Below are 20151 nucleotides of genomic sequence, written 5' to 3'. Positions count from 1 at the left end.
CCACATCACTTAGAGCAAGGGAGCCAGTAAGCGGCAGATCGAGTCCACTCCCCTCTTCCATCTGCTCCGCTGCATCCATTTTCGAATAGTAATTAATTCAGAATCGTCGATATCTTCCAGAAACTGGGCACAGAGCCGATCACAGACCGCTTTGTCTGAAACGATGCCTGATATCTCAAAATTGATATAGAAACTTCTGATATCCAGATTAGTGGTACCTATATACGCCAGTTTTCCGTCGATACAGATTGTTTTGGCATGTAGAAAACCTTTAGTGTACAGGTATACGTTGACTCCCCTTTCGAGCAGGGGTTTGATAAAAGAAAAGGAAGCGTGCTGTACGAAAAAAGAATCCGATTGTGCTGGCAACATGAGATCGACACGGACGCCCGAAGAAACCGCCAGCATCAAAGCTGTAGTCAACTGGTCACTTGGGATAAAATAAGGCGTACATAGCTGCACATACTCCTTCGCTTCGTTGATCCCCGCAATAATGGCTTCCATATTGAATGGTGCGGGCGACCCCGGATCGCTAGCCGTAAAACCTACGCCGCTAGCATCCTCCTCGCTCACTGGAAACCGATTTAAATACCCTTTGCTAAGCTCAAAAGGCTCTCCATCGGTTTGGTTCCAGCTGTTCCAAAACTGGATTTGCAAGGTATTTACAGCAGCCCCAACAACCATCATTGACGTATCCCGCCAATAAATTTCATTTTTTTCATTATTGATATAACGGTCCGATATATTGATTCCGCCTACAAAACCGACTTTGCCGTCGATAACTGCAATCTTACGGTGATTTCTATAATTGCTATTGGCCAGAGAAGTGAACGTTACCGGAAGAAAAGCTTCATAGCTAAAGTCCGGCTTGTGCCTGCGCAGATATTTAATCACATCAGGCGCACCAAAACTGTCTAAAATCAGCCGTACCGTGACACCTGATTGTGATTTCTCTTCCAGAATCTGCAATATCTCGCGGCCAATTTCATCCAATTCCCAGATATAATACTCCATGTGGATCGAATGTCGCGCAGCTTTTAGTTGCGCTATCAGTTCCGGAAACTTCTCTTCGCCGTTAATAAGGAGGCGTACTTCATTATTGAGTGAAAACGTAGAGATTTTTTGGTTTTTGAGATACCGGTATACCATGGCAAGACTACCGATACGGTCGTTCAAGGTATCAATATGTTCTTCCATAATCTCCGATTCTCTGCGCCATGCGTCCAGGAGTTTTTTAGACTGTTCCCGGTACATCCGCTTCATCTTCTTTACCTTCTTAAATTTTTGACCGAAGAAATAATAAATCAACAGACCGATGACCGGTAAAAAGACGATAACCATTATCCAGGCGATGGTCTTTGCCGGATTACGGTTTTCGATCAGGATCGTTCCAATTACACCGATATAGAGTATAAGTAAAGGAATCCAATAATACTGTAATGCAATCTGTAAAATATGATGAAGTACCTCCATGTTGCAGACTAAGTTTAATCCCAAATATAATACTTCGAAATGATATATTGTTTATCATGATATACAGTTTACCGCACCCTCGATATGGATCAGCGGACTTAAATAAGGAATGTTCAGATTGGCCCCCCTTAACATAAACCAAATCCCCAGCAAGAGGTACAGAAAGGGTATCCATTTCGAAAAACCAAGTTTAAACGAGCGGGAGAAGTTCCCCAGGAAGGAAAATAGAAATAGTAGAGGCAGGGTTCCCAGACCAAAGTACAGCATGAATAAAAAACTCTGCTTCGGTCCATCGGCGTTAATAGCAGATACGAGTGCCATATAAACCATTCCACAGGGCAACAAACCATTCAAAATACCCGCGATAAAACTTCCGCCGGGTTTAAGCAGCCAACGCGAAAGAAGACGGACAAAAGGCTGTACAGCCATGGTTTGCCAGTGGCTGACAGTCTGATTGGCTCTGCCCATGAAATGGAGCAGAGCGATGAGCACCAACAAAATACCGGTAGACCAGCTTAGGGCACGCTGCCAGCCCTGAATCTGGGCCAACGTTCCGATTGTGCCGAGAGAAAGCCCAATGCTGCCGTAGGTAAGTATCCTTCCCAATTGATACAGTACTTTATTGGTCAGCGCACGCCAGCCGATCCCTTGCCTACCTTCTATGGCAAAAATCAGCGGCCCACACATGGCTGCACAATGAACGCTGCCCAACAAGCCCATAAAAAATGCAAAATAGGTGTAACTCATTTTTAAAACAGAATATGCTCTTCAAACAAAAAATCTCGTCCCAAACTTTTCCAGTCAATATAGAGGTTCCACATCCCCCGGTCAAAGGTCGAAAGTGGCAACACAAAGATATTGTTGCTGGTTCGGAATGGTAACTCTCTATCCAGACGACTATCCGAAGGTTTCCGCAACAAGAGCTTTCCCGTGTTCACTTTCGACACAAAATGGATATATAAAGTATCTCCACTGATCGTTATGGTGGGTGACTCCTGCATAATAAGCACATTTTGCTTCTTTTCGTAAGCCCGGTCATAGTTAAGCCCCTGTTCGTAATAGTCATCTTCCTCTAGGCTATCCGAATCCCGGCTGACCATATAAATTCCCACAGCCACGATACTCGCCATAAATACCCCCAAGCTTAAAAAAATCTTTATACCCCAGTTCATTGTCGTTGTGTTTAATTCATGCCGGGAGGCGCAATGAAAGTAGTCTTCAAACTCTCTACTTTTCTGTCTCCCGAGTAGATAGATAATTTTATATTACTTTTATAGGACTGAACATCCTTGTTAGCTATGATCAGAAAAAAGCTGAGCGTCGCATGACCATCCTTAGCAAGTTGCTGTATTGGGTTGACCAACTGAACTTTTAAACGCGGATCCTCACATACCAGGCGAAAGGGCATGGTTTTACCGGACTTATTGATCAGCTCGAGGGAATAGAGATTACTGATCGTCTTATCATCACGAAGTTGGTATGTACTTCCTTTCGCCCGCAGCAAGCGTCCATCGACTGGCGAACGACTGAACAACAAGAAGCCAAAAACAGCTATCAAGAGAACCAGAACAATCGAGTAGGCCACTGCCCTCGCGTTACTTTTCTTCTTGAGGGTCCCTTCAATTTCCCCCATCGGATAAAAGCCGATCAGGTTTTTGGGTTTCCCAATTTTCTCCATTACGGCATCACAGGCATCGATACATGCTGTGCAGCTCACACACTCCAGTTGCAGCCCGTTACGGATATCGATTCCTGTCGGGCACACGTGCACACAGAGTTTACAGTCCACACAATCCCCTTGTGGGACTGTCGTATGTTTACGCTGCTTTCCCCGGGGCTCGCCGCGTCGGCGATCATAAGCGACAGTGATGCTCTGATCATCCAGCAGCACTCCCTGTAAGCGGCCATACGGACAGATCGCAATGCACACGATTTCTCTGACATAAGCAAAAACCGCATAGAAGACCATAGTAAATACGATAATGGACAGTAAGCCGCCGGTATGTTGGTCCAATGGATCGGTAATTATTTTGATCAGCGCATCCACACCGATGATATAAGACAAGAAGATATTTGAAATAAAAAATGAGATAATTAGGAATATACTGTGCTTCAGGAGCTTTTTTAGCTGCTTTTGATCTGTATCAGGTCCCTCGTTCAGTTTTTTCTGTTGTTGCCAGTCGCCCTCTATCCAATATTCGATCCTTCGGAATATCAATTCCAGAAAAATGGTCTGGGGACAGGCCCATCCGCACCAGATGCGGCCAAATACCACGGTAAACAACACCACACAGACCATGATGATCAACATCCCGAATACGAATATGTATAGATCCTGCGGGTAAAAAAGCTGACCGAAAATAGAAAACTTACGTTCAATAATATTGAACATCAAAAAGGGCTCGCCATTTATCTTGACAAAGGGTGCGGCAAATAAGAACAGTAGCAGCGCGTATCCCACCCATTGTCTCCTCTTGTACCATTCCCCATGTGGTTTCTTGGCGTAAATCCATTTTCTTTTTTTTGATTTATTCGACTCCTTACTACTGTTATCGACTGCTGCTGTGCTCATTGCTCTCCAGTTTACTGTTCTGCTTTTTTATCTGTCCGTTCCTCTGCCGTATGCTCCTGATCCTTATGATCTCCATAGGTAACCTCGTCACCCTGAGGTTCCTTCGGATTGGCCGGGTGCGTGTCCCGCAATGTAACGATGTAGCTAGCGACCTGTGCAATTTGCGCAGGACTCAATGTTTGCTCCCACGGCACCATTCCTTTGTCCGGAACGCCGTATTTAATAGTTTTGAAAATATCTTTGATTTCACCACCATGTAGCCAGAATTTGTCGGTCAGGTTAGGCCCTATGCCCCCTTCGCCATTAGTGCCATGACATGCTACGCAGTTTGCTGCAAAGATGGCCTTTCCATCACCTGCCATTTCGGGTTGGAACTCCACCGTATTTTCATCGACATTGCTTGCCGAGGCCAGCAGGTAAGCCTGACGTTCTTTTTCAGCAATCTTCATTTCGTGCAGATACTCCTGGTCCTGGTTCATGCCGATCCCCGAAAGCTGATAGATAAATAAATATACCACAGCAAAGAACACAGTACCATAAAATAGAAAGTTGAACCAGATCGGAATCGGATTATCCAGTTCACTTATGCCGTCATATTCATGATCGATGACGATGTCTTTTTCCTCCGATATCGGCCGGATGCCCATAACCTTGTTCCAGAAGCGTCTTGGCCAGCCTTTTTTCGCTAATTTTTTCTGTTGTTCTTCTTTAAACAGTTCGGGCATGGTTATCTTTATAATGGACTTCATGGCGCGATTGACCATCAGCGCAGAAGCTAGAAGAGCTAGCATCACCACAATCAGAACGACAATTAAAATATCCGTGTATACATTATCCGAACCAAATCCGATAGTGGACTGGACAGTTTCCAAGGTGGCTGGGGCAGTATCCAATAATAAACTCATATACTATAGACTTTCAGGTGAATGATTCAGTTCCTTTTCAGTTTCATCTTCTTCCAAAGGCAATTCCTTCATATAAGTGATATACTCCCTTTTCATCCGAAACAACATTACGGCGACCGAAAGGAAGAAGATAAGGAAGATCCAAAGTGACACGATAAGATAAAGTTCACTTCCGTTTAGATTTGTTATTTGCTTAAACATTTCTCTATTGATTTGCGTTTATTTGTTCAGTTGTTTTCGGAGCGGCTTTTATATCTGTTCCCAATCGCTGTAGATAAGCGATTACGGCTATAATTTCGCGGTCAGCCAATACATTGACCTGATTATTCTTCAGATCATCTGCAATCGCCTGTGCTTGCTTCTGCAGGTCCTGGTCGGCATTTTCAATCGCTGCATCAGTATAGGGAATCCCCAGTTTACGCAAGGCTTTCATTTTGTCTTTCAAAATGGAATTATCCAATTTCTGCTCTATCAGCCACGGATAGCTCGGCATAATACTGCCCGGCGAAGTAATTGTTGGGTCCAGGAGATGATCAAAATGCCATTTGTTTGGATATTTGGAGCCTATACGGTGCAGATCGGGGCCTGTTCGCTTCGATCCCCACAAAAACGGTGTATCATATACGTATTCACCCGCTTTACTGTACTCTCCATAACGGGCAGTCTCCGAACGAAAAGGGCGGATACTCTGGGTATGACAGTTAACACAGCCCTCGCGTACATAAAGATCACGTCCCTGTAGTTCCAGCGCCGTATACGGTTGTACACTGGCAATTGTCGGCACATTTTTCGAAATCGTAAATGTGGGAATCATTTCGACCATACCGCCAATCAGAATCGCGATAAGAGCCAGCACCATAAACAATATCGGCTTACGTTCAAGACGGCGGTGCTTGGATCGTTCGTTGACCTGAACCGGTAGCAAGGCAGGTGCCTCCGCAGGTTCATCCGCAACGAGCTTGCCTTTTTGCATGGTTTTAACCAAATTAAAAGTCATTAGTAACACGCCAGACAGGTACAACGCACCTCCTAATGCGCGCATCATATGCATTGGTAAGATCTCCAATGTTGTAGCTAAGAAATTGGGATACTTTAGTACGCCTTCCGGTGTGAATTCTTTCCACATCAGTCCTTGTACCACTGCGGCCCAATACATGGGAATTGCGTAAAACAAAATACCCAGTGTGCCTATCCAGAAGTGCGTTGATGCCAGCTTCTTTGAATAGAGTTCGGTCTTGTAGATACGTGGAATCAGCCAGTACAGAATACCGAATGTCATAAAACCGTTCCAGCCCAGTGCGCCGACATGCACGTGTGCGACAATCCAATCCGTAAAATGGGCAATGGCATTTACCTGTTTCAAGGACAGCATTGGGCCTTCGAATGTCGCCATACCATAACAGGTCAATGCCACAACCATAAATTTAAGCATGGGTTCTGTCCGCACCTTATCCCAAGCTCCACGCAAAGTCAACAGACCATTGATCATACCACCCCAGCTTGGAGCGATCAGCATCACTGAGAAAACAACGCCCAAGGATTGCACCCAGCCAGGTAGCGCGGTATACAACAAGTGGTGTGGACCAGCCCATATATAGATAAAGATCAAGGACCAAAAGTGAAGAATGCTCAGTTTATAGGAATAAACGGGCCGATTAGCCATCTTTGGCAGGAAATAATACATCATCCCCAAATAAGGGGTAGTCAGGAAGAACGCGACAGCATTGTGGCCGTACCACCATTGTACAAGAGCGTCCTGTACTCCCTTATATATATAGTAGCTTTTCCATCCGGCCACAGGCAATTGAATGGAATTAACAATATGTAATACGGCTACAGTAACAAATGTGGCAATATAAAACCAGACGGCCACGTACATATGCCGTTCACGGCGCTTGATAATGGTGCCAAACATATTGACTCCAAATATCACCCAGATCAATGTAATCGCGATATCGATCGGCCATTCCATTTCCGCATACTCATGACTAGAGGTAAGGCCTAATGGTAATGTAATCGCTGAGGCAACTATAATGAGCTGCCAGCCCCAAAAATGGAGTTTACTCAACATATCGCTAAACATCCTTGCTTTTAGCACCCGTTGTAAGGAGTAATATACTCCCATAAAAATACCGTTACCAACGAACGCAAATATCACTGCATTGGTATGTACGGGACGTACACGACCAAATGTCGTAAACTGCAATCCGAAATTCATCTGGGGCCAAACAAGTTGCGTTGCCACAAGCAATCCTATAGTCATACCAACTATCCCCCAAATAATGGTAGCGATTCCGAAATTTCTGACAATCTTATTGTCGTAATTAAACTGCTCTAACTGCATTACTTAAATTGTTGATTCTGAATCAAAAGTAAGCAGCATTTTGTGACAATCTAATGATGTAAAATGCGTACAAAAATGATGTACGTCACTTTGTTATTGAAACAGCAAAAATTAGATTACCATATGTCACATACTGATTTTTAAATAGTTAACTTAAGCAAAAGTAACCTGTTATGAGGGAACGGCCAACGCGTGTACATAAAAGTGACGGGTGTCACAGGCTGAAGCATGCCATTCCAGATCGAAAGCGGTTCCCTCCGGGTCATCCAGCTGCGCGCAGCATGTACCGCTGTAAACGGAAGAAGCCCTTGACTGTTTCCAGCAAGGGCTTCCGTGTAAAAAAAGGCACCGACCTACTCTCCCACCTGTTACGGCAATACCATCGGCTCTGGCGGGCTTGACTGCTCTGTTCGGAATGGGAAGAGGTAGACACCGCCGATATAGGCACCTAAAGATCATTTATGGTATCAAGCAGCTGGAGATGGTATTCAGCTTCCCTCCGCAGGGAAAAATACCGGTCCGGCAGCACGCACCATACTGACATATATACCGAAAGAGTGTCCAAAAATTAAAGAGGAAGACAACAGTGTCTGTCTGCATGAGAAAGCTTCGGGCTATTAGTACCACTCGGCTATGGTCTCTCAACCTTTACACCTGTGGCCTATCAACGTAGTCATCTTCTACGGCCCTGTCAGGAAGTCTCATCTCGTGGCCAGTTTCGCACTTAGATGCTTTCAGCGCTTATCTGCTCCAGACGTAGCTACCCTGCCGTACACCTGGCGGCATAACAGGTTCACCAGAGGTCTGTCCAACCCGGTCCTCTCGTACTAAGGTCAGATCCACCCAAACTTCCAACGCCCACAACAGATAGGGACCGAACTGTCTCGCGACGTTCTGAACCCAGCTCGCGTGCCACTTTAATGGGCGAACAGCCCAACCCTTGGGACCTTCTCCAGCCCCAGGATGTGACGAGCCGACATCGAGGTGCCAAACCTCCCCGTCGATATGAGCTCTTGGGGGAGATCAGCCTGTTATCCCCAGCGTACCTTTTATCCTTTGAGCGATGGCCCTTCCATACAGAACCACCGGATCACTATGTCCGTCTTTCGACCCTGTTCGACTTGTGGGTCTCACAGTCAAGCAAGCTTATGCCATTGCACTCCTCGTACGGTTACCAAGCGTACTGAGCTTACCTTTGAAAGCCTCCGTTACCTTTTTGGAGGCGACCACCCCAGTCAAACTACCCACCAAACAATGTCCTCCGCTCTGCGGAGTTAGAAACCGGATACAGAAAGGGCGGTATTTCAAGGGCGATTCCACGGATCCTGGCGAACCCGCTTCGATATCTCCCGCCTATCCTACACATCCTGTACCCAGTCCCAATGTTAAGCTATAGTGAAGGTGCATGGGGTCTTTCCGTCCCGTTGCGGGTAACCGGCGTCTTCACCGATACCACAATTTCACCGAGCTCATGGCTGAGACAGCGCCCAGATCGTTACACCATTCGTGCAGGTCGGAACTTACCCGACAAGGAATTTCGCTACCTTAGGACCGTTATAGTTACGGCCGCCGTTTACTGGGGCTTCGATTCAATGCTTCTCTTGCGATGACATCCCCTCTTAACCTTCCAGCACCGGGCAGGTGTCAGGCCTTATACTTCATCTTCCGATTTTGCAAAGCCATATGTTTTTGTTAAACAGTCGCCTGGGCCTTTTCACTGCGGCTGCTCATCGCTGAGACAGCGCCCCTTCTCCCGAAGTTACAGGGCCATTTTGCCGAGTTCCTTAGCCATGATTCACTCGAGCACCTTAGGATTCTCTCCTCGACCACCTGTGTCGGTTTGCGGTACGGGTCTTCTTAACCTGGAGCTTAGCGGGTTTTCTTGGAAGTCTGATTACCTGCTCTATCAGCGCCGCCGGAGCTTTGCTGTACTATCGGGTTTCAGCTAGAGTTGCGGATTTGCCTACAGCTCCAATACCTACGCCTTTCAACGAACTATTCCGTCAGTTCGCGGCAGTGTCACTACTCCGTCACCACATCGCAGTTAAAAAGAGTACTGGAATATTAACCAGTTGTCCATCGGCCTGCCCCCTTCGGGTGCGCCTTAGGTCCCGACTGACCCTGATCCGATTAACGTTGATCAGGAAACCTTGGTCTTTCGGTGGGCGGGTTTCCCACCCGCCTTATCGTTACTTATGCCTACATTTGCTTTTCCATAACCTCCACACAGCATTACCACTGTGCTTCCCCGGCGATGGAATGCTCCCCTACCAGTTGTACATCTTTCAGTACAAATCCATAGCTTCGGTACCGTTCTTGATGCCCGTTTATTATCCACGCCCGGCCGCTCGACTAGTGAGCTGTTACGCACTCTTTAAATGAATGGCTGCTTCCAAGCCAACATCCTAGCTGTCTGGGCAGCCGGACCTCGTTAGTTCAACTTAGAACGGATTTGGGGACCTTAGCTGATGGTCTGGGTTCTTTCCCTCTCGGCCTTGGACCTTAGCACCCAAAGCCTCACTGCAAGACATATCTGTCAGCATTCGGAGTTCGTCTGGATTTGGTAGGATTTGACTCCCCCGCACCCAATCGGTAGCTCTACCTCTGACAGACTCAGTTCTCACGCTGTTCCTAAAAACATTTCGGGGAGTACGAGCTATTTCCCAGTTTGATTGGCCTTTCACCCCTACCCTCAGGTCATCCGGAAACTTTTCAACGTTTATCGGTTCGGTCCTCCATTACATGTTACTGCAACTTCAACCTGCCCAAGGGTAGATCACAGGGTTTCGCGTCTACCTCATCTGACTATGCGCCCTGTTAAGACTCGCTTTCGCTTCGGCTGCGTCCCTGAAGGACTTAACCTTGCCAGACAAGAGTAACTCGTAGGCTCATTATGCAAAAGGCACGCTGTCACAGAATCTATCTGCTCCAACCGCTTGTAAGCACACGGTTTCAGGTTCTTTTCACTCCCCTGTTCGGGGTTCTTTTCACCTTTCCCTCACGGTACTGGTCCACTATCGGTCTCTCAGGAGTATTTAGCCTTGCCAGATGGTGCTGGCAGATTCCCACAGGATTTCTCCGGTCCCGCGGTACTCAGGATACCACTATGTCTGTATTCTTTACCTGTACGGGGCTCTCACCCTTGTCGCGCAGTTTCCCACCTGCTTCCAGTTCATAGCACAGTACAATATCGTGGTCCTACAACCCCGCACATGCCGTAACATGCACGGTTTGGGCTCTTTCCCGTTCGCTCGCCACTACTTGGGAAATCATTGTTATTTTCTTCTCCTACGCCTACTTAGATGTTTCAGTTCAGCGCGTTCGCGTATCATACGGCATGTCTTCAACATGCCGGGTTGCCCCATTCGGAAATCCACGGATCAGTTCGCATTTGCCGATCCCCGTGGCTTATCGCAGCTTATCACGTCCTTCATCGCCTCTGAGAGCCTAGGCATCCCCCGTGTGCCCTTATTTACTTTCTTCACCGGCATAGCCTTTTGCTACTATGCGGCTGCTTTTGATATATACCGGCATGCTACGCAATGATTCCTCCGGCATTCACCGGATATCTCCTCATCACATCAGACACATACCAGCATTGTCTCTACTGTTGTCTTCTCTTGTAATTTTTTTTCTCTTTCAGTATGTCAAAGAACTCTTTGGTAGATATAAGTAGTTAGATGTTAGTATTAAGATCATTATATGTCGCCATATCATCTCTAAATACTATATACTAAATACTATATACTATCTCGTGGAGAATAACGGATTCGAACCGTTGACCCCCTGCGTGCAAGGCAGGTGCTCTAGCCAGCTGAGCTAATTCCCCTTTTCTATCTGTAGTCCCGAGCAGATTTGAACTGCTGACCCCTACATTATCAGTGTAGTGCTCTGACCAACTGAGCTACGGGACTAGCTGTATTATTCCATCTCTCCTTCCGGGACCGCTCCTTTAAGGGGAGGGCACTTTCTTCTGATGTTTCTATTCTTTTTCAATCATGTGGTACGTGACGAGCAACGGTCCGCGATGCTCTAGAAAGGAGGTATTCCAGCCGCACCTTCCGGTACGGCTACCTTGTTACGACTTAGCCCCAATTATCGGTTTTACCCTGACACGCTCCTTGCGGTAACATGCTTTAGGTACCCCCAACTTTCATGGCTTGACGGGCGGTGTGTACAAGGCCCGGGAACGTATTCACCGCGTCATTGCTGATACGCGATTACTAGCGAATCCAACTTCACGGGGTCGAGTTGCAGACCCCGATCCGAACTGTGAACGGCTTTTAGAGATTAGCATGCTGTTGCCAGCTAGCTGCCCGCTGTACCGTCCATTGTAGCACGTGTGTAGCCCCGGACGTAAGGGCCATGATGACTTGACGTCGTCCCCACCTTCCTCACTGTTTGCACAGGCAGTCTGTTTAGAGTCCCCACCATTACATGCTGGCAACTAAACATAGGGGTTGCGCTCGTTGCGGGACTTAACCCAACACCTCACGGCACGAGCTGACGACAGCCATGCAGCACCTAGTTTCGTGTCCCGAAGGACGGATGCGTCTCTGCATCCTCCACTAACTTTCAAGCCCGGGTAAGGTTCCTCGCGTATCATCGAATTAAACCACATGCTCCTCCGCTTGTGCGGGCCCCCGTCAATTCCTTTGAGTTTCACCCTTGCGGGCGTACTCCCCAGGTGGATAACTTAACGCTTTCGCTGGGACGCTGGCTGTCTATCGCCAACATCGAGTTATCATCGTTTAGGGCGTGGACTACCAGGGTATCTAATCCTGTTCGATCCCCACGCTTTCGTGCATCAGCGTCAATACCAGCTTAGTGAGCTGCCTTCGCAATCGGAGTTCTAAGACATATCTATGCATTTCACCGCTACTTGTCTTATTCCGCCCACTTCATATGGATTCAAGCCCGTCAGTATCAAAGGCACTGCGATGGTTGAGCCACCGTATTTCACCCCTGACTTAACAGGCCGCCTACGCACCCTTTAAACCCAATAAATCCGGATAACGCTCGGATCCTCCGTATTACCGCGGCTGCTGGCACGGAGTTAGCCGATCCTTATTCTTCCGGTACATTCAGCTCCCTACTCGTAAGGAGGTTTATTCCCGGACAAAAGCAGTTTACAACCCATAGGGCAGTCATCCTGCACGCGGCATGGCTGGTTCAGGCTTCCGCCCATTGACCAATATTCCTTACTGCTGCCTCCCGTAGGAGTCTGGTCCGTGTCTCAGTACCAGTGTGGGGGATTCTCCTCTCAGAGCCCCTAGACATCGTCGCCTTGGTGGGCCGTTACCCCACCAACTAGCTAATGTCACGCGAGCCCATCTCCATCCTATAAATATTTAATATCGGACCGATGCCGGTCTGATATGTTATGCGGTGTTAATCTCTCTTTCGAGAGGCTATCCCCCTGATGGAGGCAGGTTGCTCACGCGTTACGCACCCGTGCGCCACTCTCACCATTGATAGCAAGCTACCGATGGATCCCGTCCGACTTGCATGTATTAGGCCTGCCGCTAGCGTTCATCCTGAGCCAGGATCAAACTCTCCATTGTAAAATGAAGTTTTTGATTCCGACTATTTATAATAATCAGAATTCTTTTTTTAATATCTCTGATCTTGGACCGAATTGAACGGATTACTTGAATCTGTTCTATGACTTTCGACTTTCGTCTGCCTACTCGTCACGCTACATGATTGTGTGTTATTAAAGAACTTTATGCGCTTCAACTTCCGTATCCGCTGTATTCCGATGGCATTGCGCCCTCTTTTATCTTTTTTTGTTTCCCCGCCGTTTCCGACGGGACTGCAAAGGTAGGAATCTTTTCCGGACTTCCAAAAACTTTCTGAAGTTTTTTTTGGCTTTCTTTTTCCGGTTTCCGCGTTCAGCTACCGTTGAACCCTTCTTTCTTTCATGGCTGCTTTTTCCGGAGCAGCCCGCCCTCCCTTGCGGAGTGGTGCAAAGATAGAAACTTTTATAACAAACTTCCAAGCCTTCTGTGCTTATTTTTTCTGTTTTTAACCTAACCTGCTGGACAGGTGGACGATTCTTTTTGAAACCGGCGGCTCCGCGGCCGCAGAACAGGGGCCGAAAGGCCTGAAAGCCGCCCGGAGCCGGGCGGGCAGAGCAGCCAATTCCCCGGAAAGATGGACGTTTGAGACGGGGCCTGCTCCAAGGCCGGAAAATCCGGCCCGGGGCATACGGTCTGGACGGAAAGACTTCGGCCCACCGGCAGGCGGACAGCATCCGCAGACCATGGCCAACAGCGACGCCCCCCGGAGCCCGGGCAACAGATGCTGAAGACGGATTACCAGAGCCGGCAATACTCCGATAATCCTTGACAGCAGCATGGACTCAGCACGGTGGCTCCACCCTGTTTCCGTGCTGAGTCCGTGCTGAGTCCGTGTTGAGTCCGTGTCCTGCACGCTCTCAGCGCCCCCGGGCCCTGTTCTCACTCCACGGTCATCCTGCCCCGGATGCGGATAAGGCGCAGAGCAGCAGTGGATCCCCGGTGCACCGCAGCCGGAGAAAACATGGGGCAGCACGGACACACACACTCCGGACAGACTATAAGCGGATCCGCAGGCCGATAAAAGGAAACCTGTGCGGAAGCAAACTGAGGACCTGGAAGTCGCTTAAGGTCCGTCAGGATGTACCTTCTGTTCCTACTCCTGACTAACTTTCATTAAATTATAATCAAATTTAAAGCTAACACGGAAATAACATCGGGTTAACAGGGGGTTAACAGGGGTATTATAGGGGTATACCCTTGTTAATCCCCATTTATACCCATTTAAGATGTCTAGAAATCCGACTTTACTAATAAAGTTGGTAGCAAGTTGAACATACGTTATCCAGCCCCCTAAATCGGACAATAGTAAAAACACCAAGCCAATTCCTCACCCTGGCACTCTTGCCGCTCCCGATGTGCAGAAGATCAGGTAATAATTCTTTGATAATTATTAAAAAAACTTGTTTATCTATTTTTTTATGTAGATTTATCTTCTCAATAACCGATAGCGATGAGCAGAACCACCCTGAAAGATATTGCCTTAGAATTGAACATCTCCGTTTCGACTGTTTCCAAAGCACTGTCAGACAGCTATGAAATCAGCGAAGCAACAAAAAAAATGGTTCAAGAATATGCAAAAAAGCATAATTTCCATCCAAATAAATTAGCACGAAGCCTAAAAATCGGAAAATCGAACACAATTGGCGTTATCGTTTCCAATATCAGTAATACTTTCGTATCACAAATCCTCGATGGAATACAGATTGCGTCACAACAAACGGTCTATGACATCATTTTTATGCAAAGCCGTGAAGACGAACGTATCGAAAAGAATTGTATTGACGTGTTAAAAATGAGAGGCATCGATGGTTTAATGATTGCTCCTGTCAGTTTCGATTCAAACATTGAAGAACTTAAAGCACTGATAAAAGCCAAAATACCGGTGATAATCTTCGACCGTATCAATCATGCATTGGATACCTTCAAGGTCGGGGTGAACAATTTTCAGGGCGCTTATAGCGCGACGCAGCATCTTATCCAACGCGGAAAACGCCGTATATTACACATCACCGGAAAAAACCTGGGGGTTGCACAGGAACGGCTCAATGGTTTCAAAGCCGCTCTAGCCGACGCAGCCATTCCATTTGACGAAAAGCATTATATTGAGTGTAGTTTTAATAATACAGCTGAGTTAGACCGTACAATAAAAGAAATCTTAACCAAAGAATATATCGAACATAAAAATATAGACGCGATTTTTGGTGCAACCGATGTCATCACCACAAGAACATTGGGCATCTTAGCCGAACTTCAGATCGAGGTACCTGCACAAATAGCTGTCATCGGGTTTTCAAACACGCAAATCGCAGCTTCGTTGAACCCCGCTCTGTCAACAGTCGTACAGCCAGCAACAGAAATAGGGGAATTGGCGACAAAAAAACTGATCGAAACCATCAACCGAACGAGGCCCGTCCATGAATTTGAAACGATTGAGCTGCCTACACAGCTTATTATCCGAAAATCATCCTTATAAGGCTGTACCAATACGCCGATCGATACAGCAACAAAAAAACAGCCGAAGATAGATGTCAAAACATCATTTCTCCAAGCCGTTTTTTGTTGTCCAGCAGAGGATATTAGCCATCCGACTTGATAAGCTTCCTCCTACTCGCCTATTATTCCGTATTCTAAACCGCGTAATTCAGCCAAGCCTCTTAACCGGCCGATCGCGGAGTACCCCGGGTTGGTCACTTTATGCAGATCATCCAGCATCTGGTGTCCATGATCTGGCCTAAACGGAATCGCTTTTGATCGTTGCTGATTTTCAGCAACAAGAATTCTCATGATCTTGTACATATTAACATCGCCATCCAGATGATCCGCTTCGTAAAAGCTACCGATAGCATCTTTCTTCACGTTGCGCAGATGAACAAAATTCACCCGATGCTTAATCTCTTCCAAAATTGCCGGTAGATCATTTGTCTGACTAGCCCCCAAAGAGCCCGTACAAAAACAAACGCCGTTAAATTGTTGCGGAACCGCATTCAAAAAGTAGTTAAAATCTTCGCCATTGCTCGCAATACGCGGCAGCCCCAAAATAGGATACGGCGGGTCATCCGGATGAATTGTCATATGAATACCGTTCGACTCACAGGTCGCCGCAATTCCGTTTAAAAAATAAACCAGATTTTCACGTAATCCTTCTTTCCCTATGTGTTTATAGGTATCGATACTCGCTCTCAGCGCATCGAGTTCCACACTCTTCTCCCCGGGAATGCCCATCAACACAACATTGGCCAAGTCCTGTTTTTGCTGTTCTGAAATTTGATCAAATCGCCCGCTCGCCTGTTTGACAATATCTTCTGAATATTCTCTATCAGCACCTTCACGCTTTAATATAAAAATATCAAAAACAGCCAGATCAATCCAGTCAAAATAAAGCGCCTTCGATCCGTCTGTCATAAGCAGATCAAGCTGTGTACGCGTCCAGTCGAGTACCGGCATAAAGTTGTAACAGACTGTCTTGATACCGCATTCTGCAAGATTGCTCAAGGTCTCGCGATATTTCTGGATATACTCATCGACTTTGGGTCCCTTTGTTTTGATTTCCTCATGTACAGTGACGCTTTCGACTACGGACCAGGTAAGTCCGGCCTCTTCGATAATTCTTTTACGTTCTTGGATATCTGCTAATGGCCATACCTCACCATGCGGAATATGATGAAGAGCGGAGACAATGCCGGTTGCCCCTGCTTGCTTAACATCTTGTAAGGTTACTGGATCATTGGGGCCATACCAACGCCAGGTTTGTTCTAATTTATTCATTTAAAGTATAATTAAACGCCACACCATGCATTAAATCCTCCGTCGACAAAAACGGTCTCGCCGGTCACAAAGGCCGACGCATCGCTCAAAAGATAAACCAAAGTTCCCTTTAGCTCGCGCGGGTCACCCAAGCGGTTGTAAGGCGTGCCACTGAGAATCCGCTTGGTACGGTCACTATACGTACCGTCAGGGTTTGTCAGCAAAGTTTTGTTTTGTTTCGTCAGGAACACTCCTGGTGCAATGGCATTGACACGGACCTGATCACCGTATCGCTGTGCGAGCTCCGTAGCCATCCATTTGGTATAGCCGTCAATTCCATGTTTGGCAACGGTGTAGCCAAGTACGCGCGTGAAGGGGCGGCTCGCTGCTAGAGAAGAGATATTGACGATCACGCCCTTACCGCTTTCAGCAATTACTCTACCAATGACATGTGTAGGGATCATCGTACCATAAAGATTTAGCTCAATGGCTTTAATCGTATCCTGAATATTGCTGGCGAACAGGTCCTGATCCGCTCCAATGGTCGCCCCGGGAATATTTCCTCCTACCGCATTCACAAGACCGTCGATCCGCCCCCATTTTTTGAGAATTTCATCCTTCGCCCGGTTAACGTCCAGTTCGTCCATGATGTCAACTTCGACAAATATGGCATGCCCTCCCAGATCTTCAACCTGTTGAACACGTTCGGCTCCAGCCTGCGCATTGCGGCCCAAGATCGCAACTTTTGCTCCCGCTTCGGCCAAAGCCTCGACGAACGCTTCGCCCAGAATGCCTGTCCCCCCAGTAATGACGACAACCTTATCTTTTAATGAAAATGGATTATTATTCATGTTTTTTATTTCAAATTGGTATTTATTCCCAATTTTATTGATAATAACCTTAATTACAAAAAAAAGCAATTGATTTAATTACGATAACGTTTTAGTTATCGTACGTCATTCCGGATTCCCTTCATCCGCTCTGTCATCATCAAACAGAATCCGTACCGAAGGCGTGTAGGTGTCATTATGCTGTCCAGTTTCGTTTGCCCAAAAAAAGGCACAAAGAAAGACCAGAGCCAGAAAGACACTGCAGCCAATCAAGATATACATGATTTCCATAATTATTATAGTTTATGCCGTTTTGCATAGCATCTTGTCATAAGGCTGGTAAAGGATATGATTGTAACCGTACTAATAGGCATCAAGATCGCCGCAAAGAGTGGCGACATAGTTCCCTGCACAGCAAAGCTCAGCCCAATGATATTATATAAAAGCGATATGCCGAAGCTCATATGTATCACTTTCACCGCATCTTTGCTGAATGCAAAAAAACGGGGCAGCTTAGCAAAAGAGTCGCCGTCGAGTATCGCATCGCAACCCGGTGAGAAGTTATTGATATCATCACTCACGGCGATCCCCAGATCTGCCTTGCGCAACGCTCCCGCATCGTTCAGTCCGTCTCCCACCATACAGACATGTTTCCCAGCACCCTGAAATTGCTGAATTGCGTCAAGCTTTTCCATCGGCGACCGGTTAAACAACAGAGTGGCATCTGATGGGAAGATAAGCTTCAACGCGTCGAGGCGTCTGTCATTGTCACCAGATATCAAATGAAGACCGTAATCTTCCCTTAAATCTTCAACTAATGTCGATAAGCCCTCACGCCAGGACTGCTCCACTGTAAAATAGCCTTTAAGGTCCTCCCCTATGCGGATAAAGACAACCGAACCATCAGACTTTATATTTCCAATTCCCATAAATGTGGCGCTCCCGATTCGCACCTGCTGCCCTCCCACCTTGGCGAGCATTCCCCTACCCGGAAATTCCTTAAAATCCGCCACCTGAGAATTCGATAGGCCATGCGCGGATCCCAGCCACTTGACGATTTCACGGCTCAATGGATGACTCGAATTTCGGCAAACAGCACTGAGCATATTTTTTTCTGTTGCCGACAACCTGCCTTCAAAATAAATCGAAGCTGCTTTAGGAGAAGAAATTGTTCCGGTTTTATCAAACACGAGCGTATCAATTGATGCCATCTGTTCGATGGCGGCGGTATTCTTCACATAAAACTTATTCCGGTCGAAGATACTCAAGGCTGCAGAAAGTGTAAATGGGGAGCTTAGCGCCAACGCACATGGACAGGCGATAATCAATACCGCCGTAAAAGCTCCCCAAGCCTTATTGGCATTACCATCAATAGCCCAGCTTGCTGCGGCAAAAAAAGCAATCGCCAATAAAACAACAGTAAAATATTTGCTGATAAAGTTGACGAAGGTCTGGAAATGCCTATCGTAATCTTTATAGTTTTCGTTATTCCACAATCTGGTCAAATAGGATTGCGAAACCGGCTTAACAACCTCAAGTTCAATCGCTTCCCCGATCTGCCGTCCTCCAGCATAGATAATTTCGCCCAGAATTTTATGTACGGGACTGGATTCGCCAGTCACAAAGCTAAAATCGATAGCAGCCTCGCCTTTGAGCAACATGGCATCCGCAGGTATAATTTCGTTATTGCGCACCAGAATACGGTCACCGATACGCACATCCGCCAATTGCACGGGCTTATCGCCAGATTCAGTCAAGACCGTTACCGCGACAGGAAAGTAACTGCGATAATCGCGTTCAAAGGATATGTGGTAATAGGTCCGCTGCTGCACCCATTTGCCGATCAGGATAAAAAACACCAAGCTGCAGAGTGTATCCGTAAACCCAGCTCCTGTCTGTGTAATCACTTCAAATGCCGAGCGCAAGAACAGCACCAAAATGCCCAGAGCCAGAGGTACGTCGAGGTTTAGCCGTTTCTGTTTCAGGCTAAGAATTGCGGATTTAAAATAATCGGAGGCACAGTAGAGCAAGACCGGTAGGCCAAACGCTAAATTGACGTAGCCAAAAAAGCTGGCATACTCTTTTTCAAATGCTCCCATGCCGAAATAGTCCGGGAAGCTAAACAGCATGGAATTACCGAAACAAAACCCTGCAACAGCTATTTTGGCAACCAAGGGGTTCAAATTGCGTTTATTCCCCTCCTTGACCACATCCTGAAGAGTGATCTTTGGATCATAGCCGATATTGCTCAGCAGATAAACCAGTTCTTTCAGCGGAAGCTGACCGTGGCTAAATGTGATGCTGGCCTGCTTCTTCATAAAGTCCACACGGGATTGCAGCACATGTGGGGTGAGTCTGTACAAGTTTTCGAGCAGCCATATACAGGAACTACAATGAATTGCCGGTATATAAAAAGTAATGATCGTGATTTTGTCATCCTTAAAGTCGATTAGCTTGTCAGCGATCTGAGGCTCGTCCAAATAGGAAAAATCTTCTTTTTCTGTGCGGTTCGATTTTCCAGGGTGCTGATTATAACGGTAGTACTGCTGCATCCCGCTCTCGTGCAGGACCTGATAAACGGTCTGACATCCCAGACAGCAGAAATCGTGGTTATCGAGGTGATATCCCCTTTCTTCGATTTTATCGCCACAATGGAAACATTTTTCCTCCAACTGTACATCTTGCTTAATATCTGACATAT

Annotated in this window: 13 protein-coding genes, 2 tRNA genes and 3 rRNA genes; 2 read left to right on the top strand and 16 right to left on the bottom strand. The window is 46.8% G+C overall.

Annotated features, from left to right (window positions below; translation table 11 throughout):
• Positions 1-9: 9 nt before the first annotated feature.
• The 12 genes from cls to FGL37_RS15070 form a co-directional block, all read right to left on the bottom strand.
• Positions 10-1473 (bottom strand): cardiolipin synthase, encoded by a 1464-nt coding sequence (cls, locus tag FGL37_RS15125; RefSeq protein ID WP_037532539.1) that lies wholly within the window; start codon positions 1471-1473, stop codon positions 10-12.
• Positions 1474-1527: 54 nt separating this feature from the next.
• Entirely contained in the window at positions 1528-2220 is a 693-nt protein-coding gene (locus FGL37_RS15120) for a sulfite exporter TauE/SafE family protein (RefSeq protein ID WP_028069183.1), read from the bottom strand.
• A gap of 2 nt (positions 2221-2222) precedes the next feature.
• Positions 2223-2645, bottom strand: coding sequence for a FixH family protein (locus FGL37_RS15115; RefSeq protein ID WP_028069184.1), 423 nt, complete (start codon positions 2643-2645; stop codon positions 2223-2225).
• Positions 2646-2656: 11 nt separating this feature from the next.
• Positions 2657-4045 (bottom strand): cytochrome c oxidase accessory protein CcoG, encoded by a 1389-nt coding sequence (ccoG, locus tag FGL37_RS15110; RefSeq protein ID WP_028069185.1) that lies wholly within the window; start codon positions 4043-4045, stop codon positions 2657-2659.
• Positions 4046-4056: 11 nt separating this feature from the next.
• Positions 4057-4950 carry a cbb3-type cytochrome c oxidase N-terminal domain-containing protein gene (locus FGL37_RS15105; RefSeq protein ID WP_081817812.1) on the bottom strand — a complete coding sequence of 298 codons (894 nt, stop codon included), beginning with the start codon at positions 4948-4950 and terminating at the stop codon, positions 4057-4059.
• 3 nt (positions 4951-4953) lie between these two features.
• Positions 4954-5151: a hypothetical protein gene (locus tag FGL37_RS15100; protein ID WP_028069186.1), complete on the bottom strand. Its 198-nt coding sequence runs from the start codon at positions 5149-5151 to the stop codon at positions 4954-4956.
• A 4-nt stretch (positions 5152-5155) separates the two neighbouring features.
• A complete protein-coding gene (ccoN, locus tag FGL37_RS15095; RefSeq protein WP_028069187.1) occupies positions 5156-7294 on the bottom strand; it encodes a cytochrome-c oxidase, cbb3-type subunit I in 2139 nt (712 codons plus the stop codon).
• A gap of 340 nt (positions 7295-7634) precedes the next feature.
• Positions 7635-7746: ribosomal RNA gene (rrf, locus tag FGL37_RS15090) — 5S ribosomal RNA — on the bottom strand.
• A gap of 146 nt (positions 7747-7892) precedes the next feature.
• A 23S ribosomal RNA gene (locus FGL37_RS15085) occupies positions 7893-10776 on the bottom strand.
• 273 nt (positions 10777-11049) lie between these two features.
• A tRNA-Ala gene (locus tag FGL37_RS15080) sits at positions 11050-11123 on the bottom strand.
• 11 nt (positions 11124-11134) lie between these two features.
• Positions 11135-11208, bottom strand: a tRNA-Ile gene (locus tag FGL37_RS15075).
• A 122-nt stretch (positions 11209-11330) separates the two neighbouring features.
• A 16S ribosomal RNA gene (locus FGL37_RS15070) occupies positions 11331-12858 on the bottom strand.
• The 16S, 23S and 5S rRNA genes sit together here with 2 tRNA genes alongside, the layout of an rRNA operon.
• A gap of 600 nt (positions 12859-13458) precedes the next feature.
• On the opposite strand from FGL37_RS15070, the gene FGL37_RS15065 reads away from it, so the two are divergent.
• Together FGL37_RS15065 and FGL37_RS15060 are read left to right on the top strand one after the other, a co-directional pair.
• Complete coding sequence (locus FGL37_RS15065; RefSeq protein WP_138096888.1) at positions 13459-13638, top strand: hypothetical protein; 180 nt, start codon at positions 13459-13461, stop codon at positions 13636-13638.
• A 688-nt stretch (positions 13639-14326) separates the two neighbouring features.
• Positions 14327-15349 carry a LacI family DNA-binding transcriptional regulator gene (locus FGL37_RS15060; protein WP_028069903.1) on the top strand — a complete coding sequence of 341 codons (1023 nt, stop codon included), beginning with the start codon at positions 14327-14329 and terminating at the stop codon, positions 15347-15349.
• 131 nt (positions 15350-15480) lie between these two features.
• Here FGL37_RS15060 and uxuA read toward each other — a convergent pair whose 3' ends face one another.
• From uxuA to FGL37_RS15040, 4 genes are all read right to left on the bottom strand, one after another.
• Complete coding sequence (uxuA, locus tag FGL37_RS15055) at positions 15481-16641, bottom strand: mannonate dehydratase (RefSeq protein ID WP_028069902.1); 1161 nt, start codon at positions 16639-16641, stop codon at positions 15481-15483.
• 11 nt (positions 16642-16652) lie between these two features.
• Complete coding sequence (locus FGL37_RS15050; RefSeq protein WP_028069901.1) at positions 16653-17471, bottom strand: SDR family oxidoreductase; 819 nt, start codon at positions 17469-17471, stop codon at positions 16653-16655.
• A gap of 105 nt (positions 17472-17576) precedes the next feature.
• Positions 17577-17741, bottom strand: coding sequence for a cbb3-type cytochrome oxidase assembly protein CcoS (gene ccoS / locus FGL37_RS15045; RefSeq protein ID WP_028069900.1), 165 nt, complete (start codon positions 17739-17741; stop codon positions 17577-17579).
• Positions 17742-17746: 5 nt separating this feature from the next.
• Complete coding sequence (locus FGL37_RS15040) at positions 17747-20149, bottom strand: heavy metal translocating P-type ATPase (RefSeq protein ID WP_028069899.1); 2403 nt, start codon at positions 20147-20149, stop codon at positions 17747-17749.
• Positions 20150-20151: the final 2 nt, after the last annotated feature.

It is taken from the genome of Sphingobacterium thalpophilum (genome assembly GCF_901482695.1).
Lineage (GTDB): Bacteria > Bacteroidota > Bacteroidia > Sphingobacteriales > Sphingobacteriaceae > Sphingobacterium > Sphingobacterium thalpophilum.
Note: the sequence above shows the minus strand (reverse complement) of the source record. Positions and strands in the feature narration are given on the sequence as shown.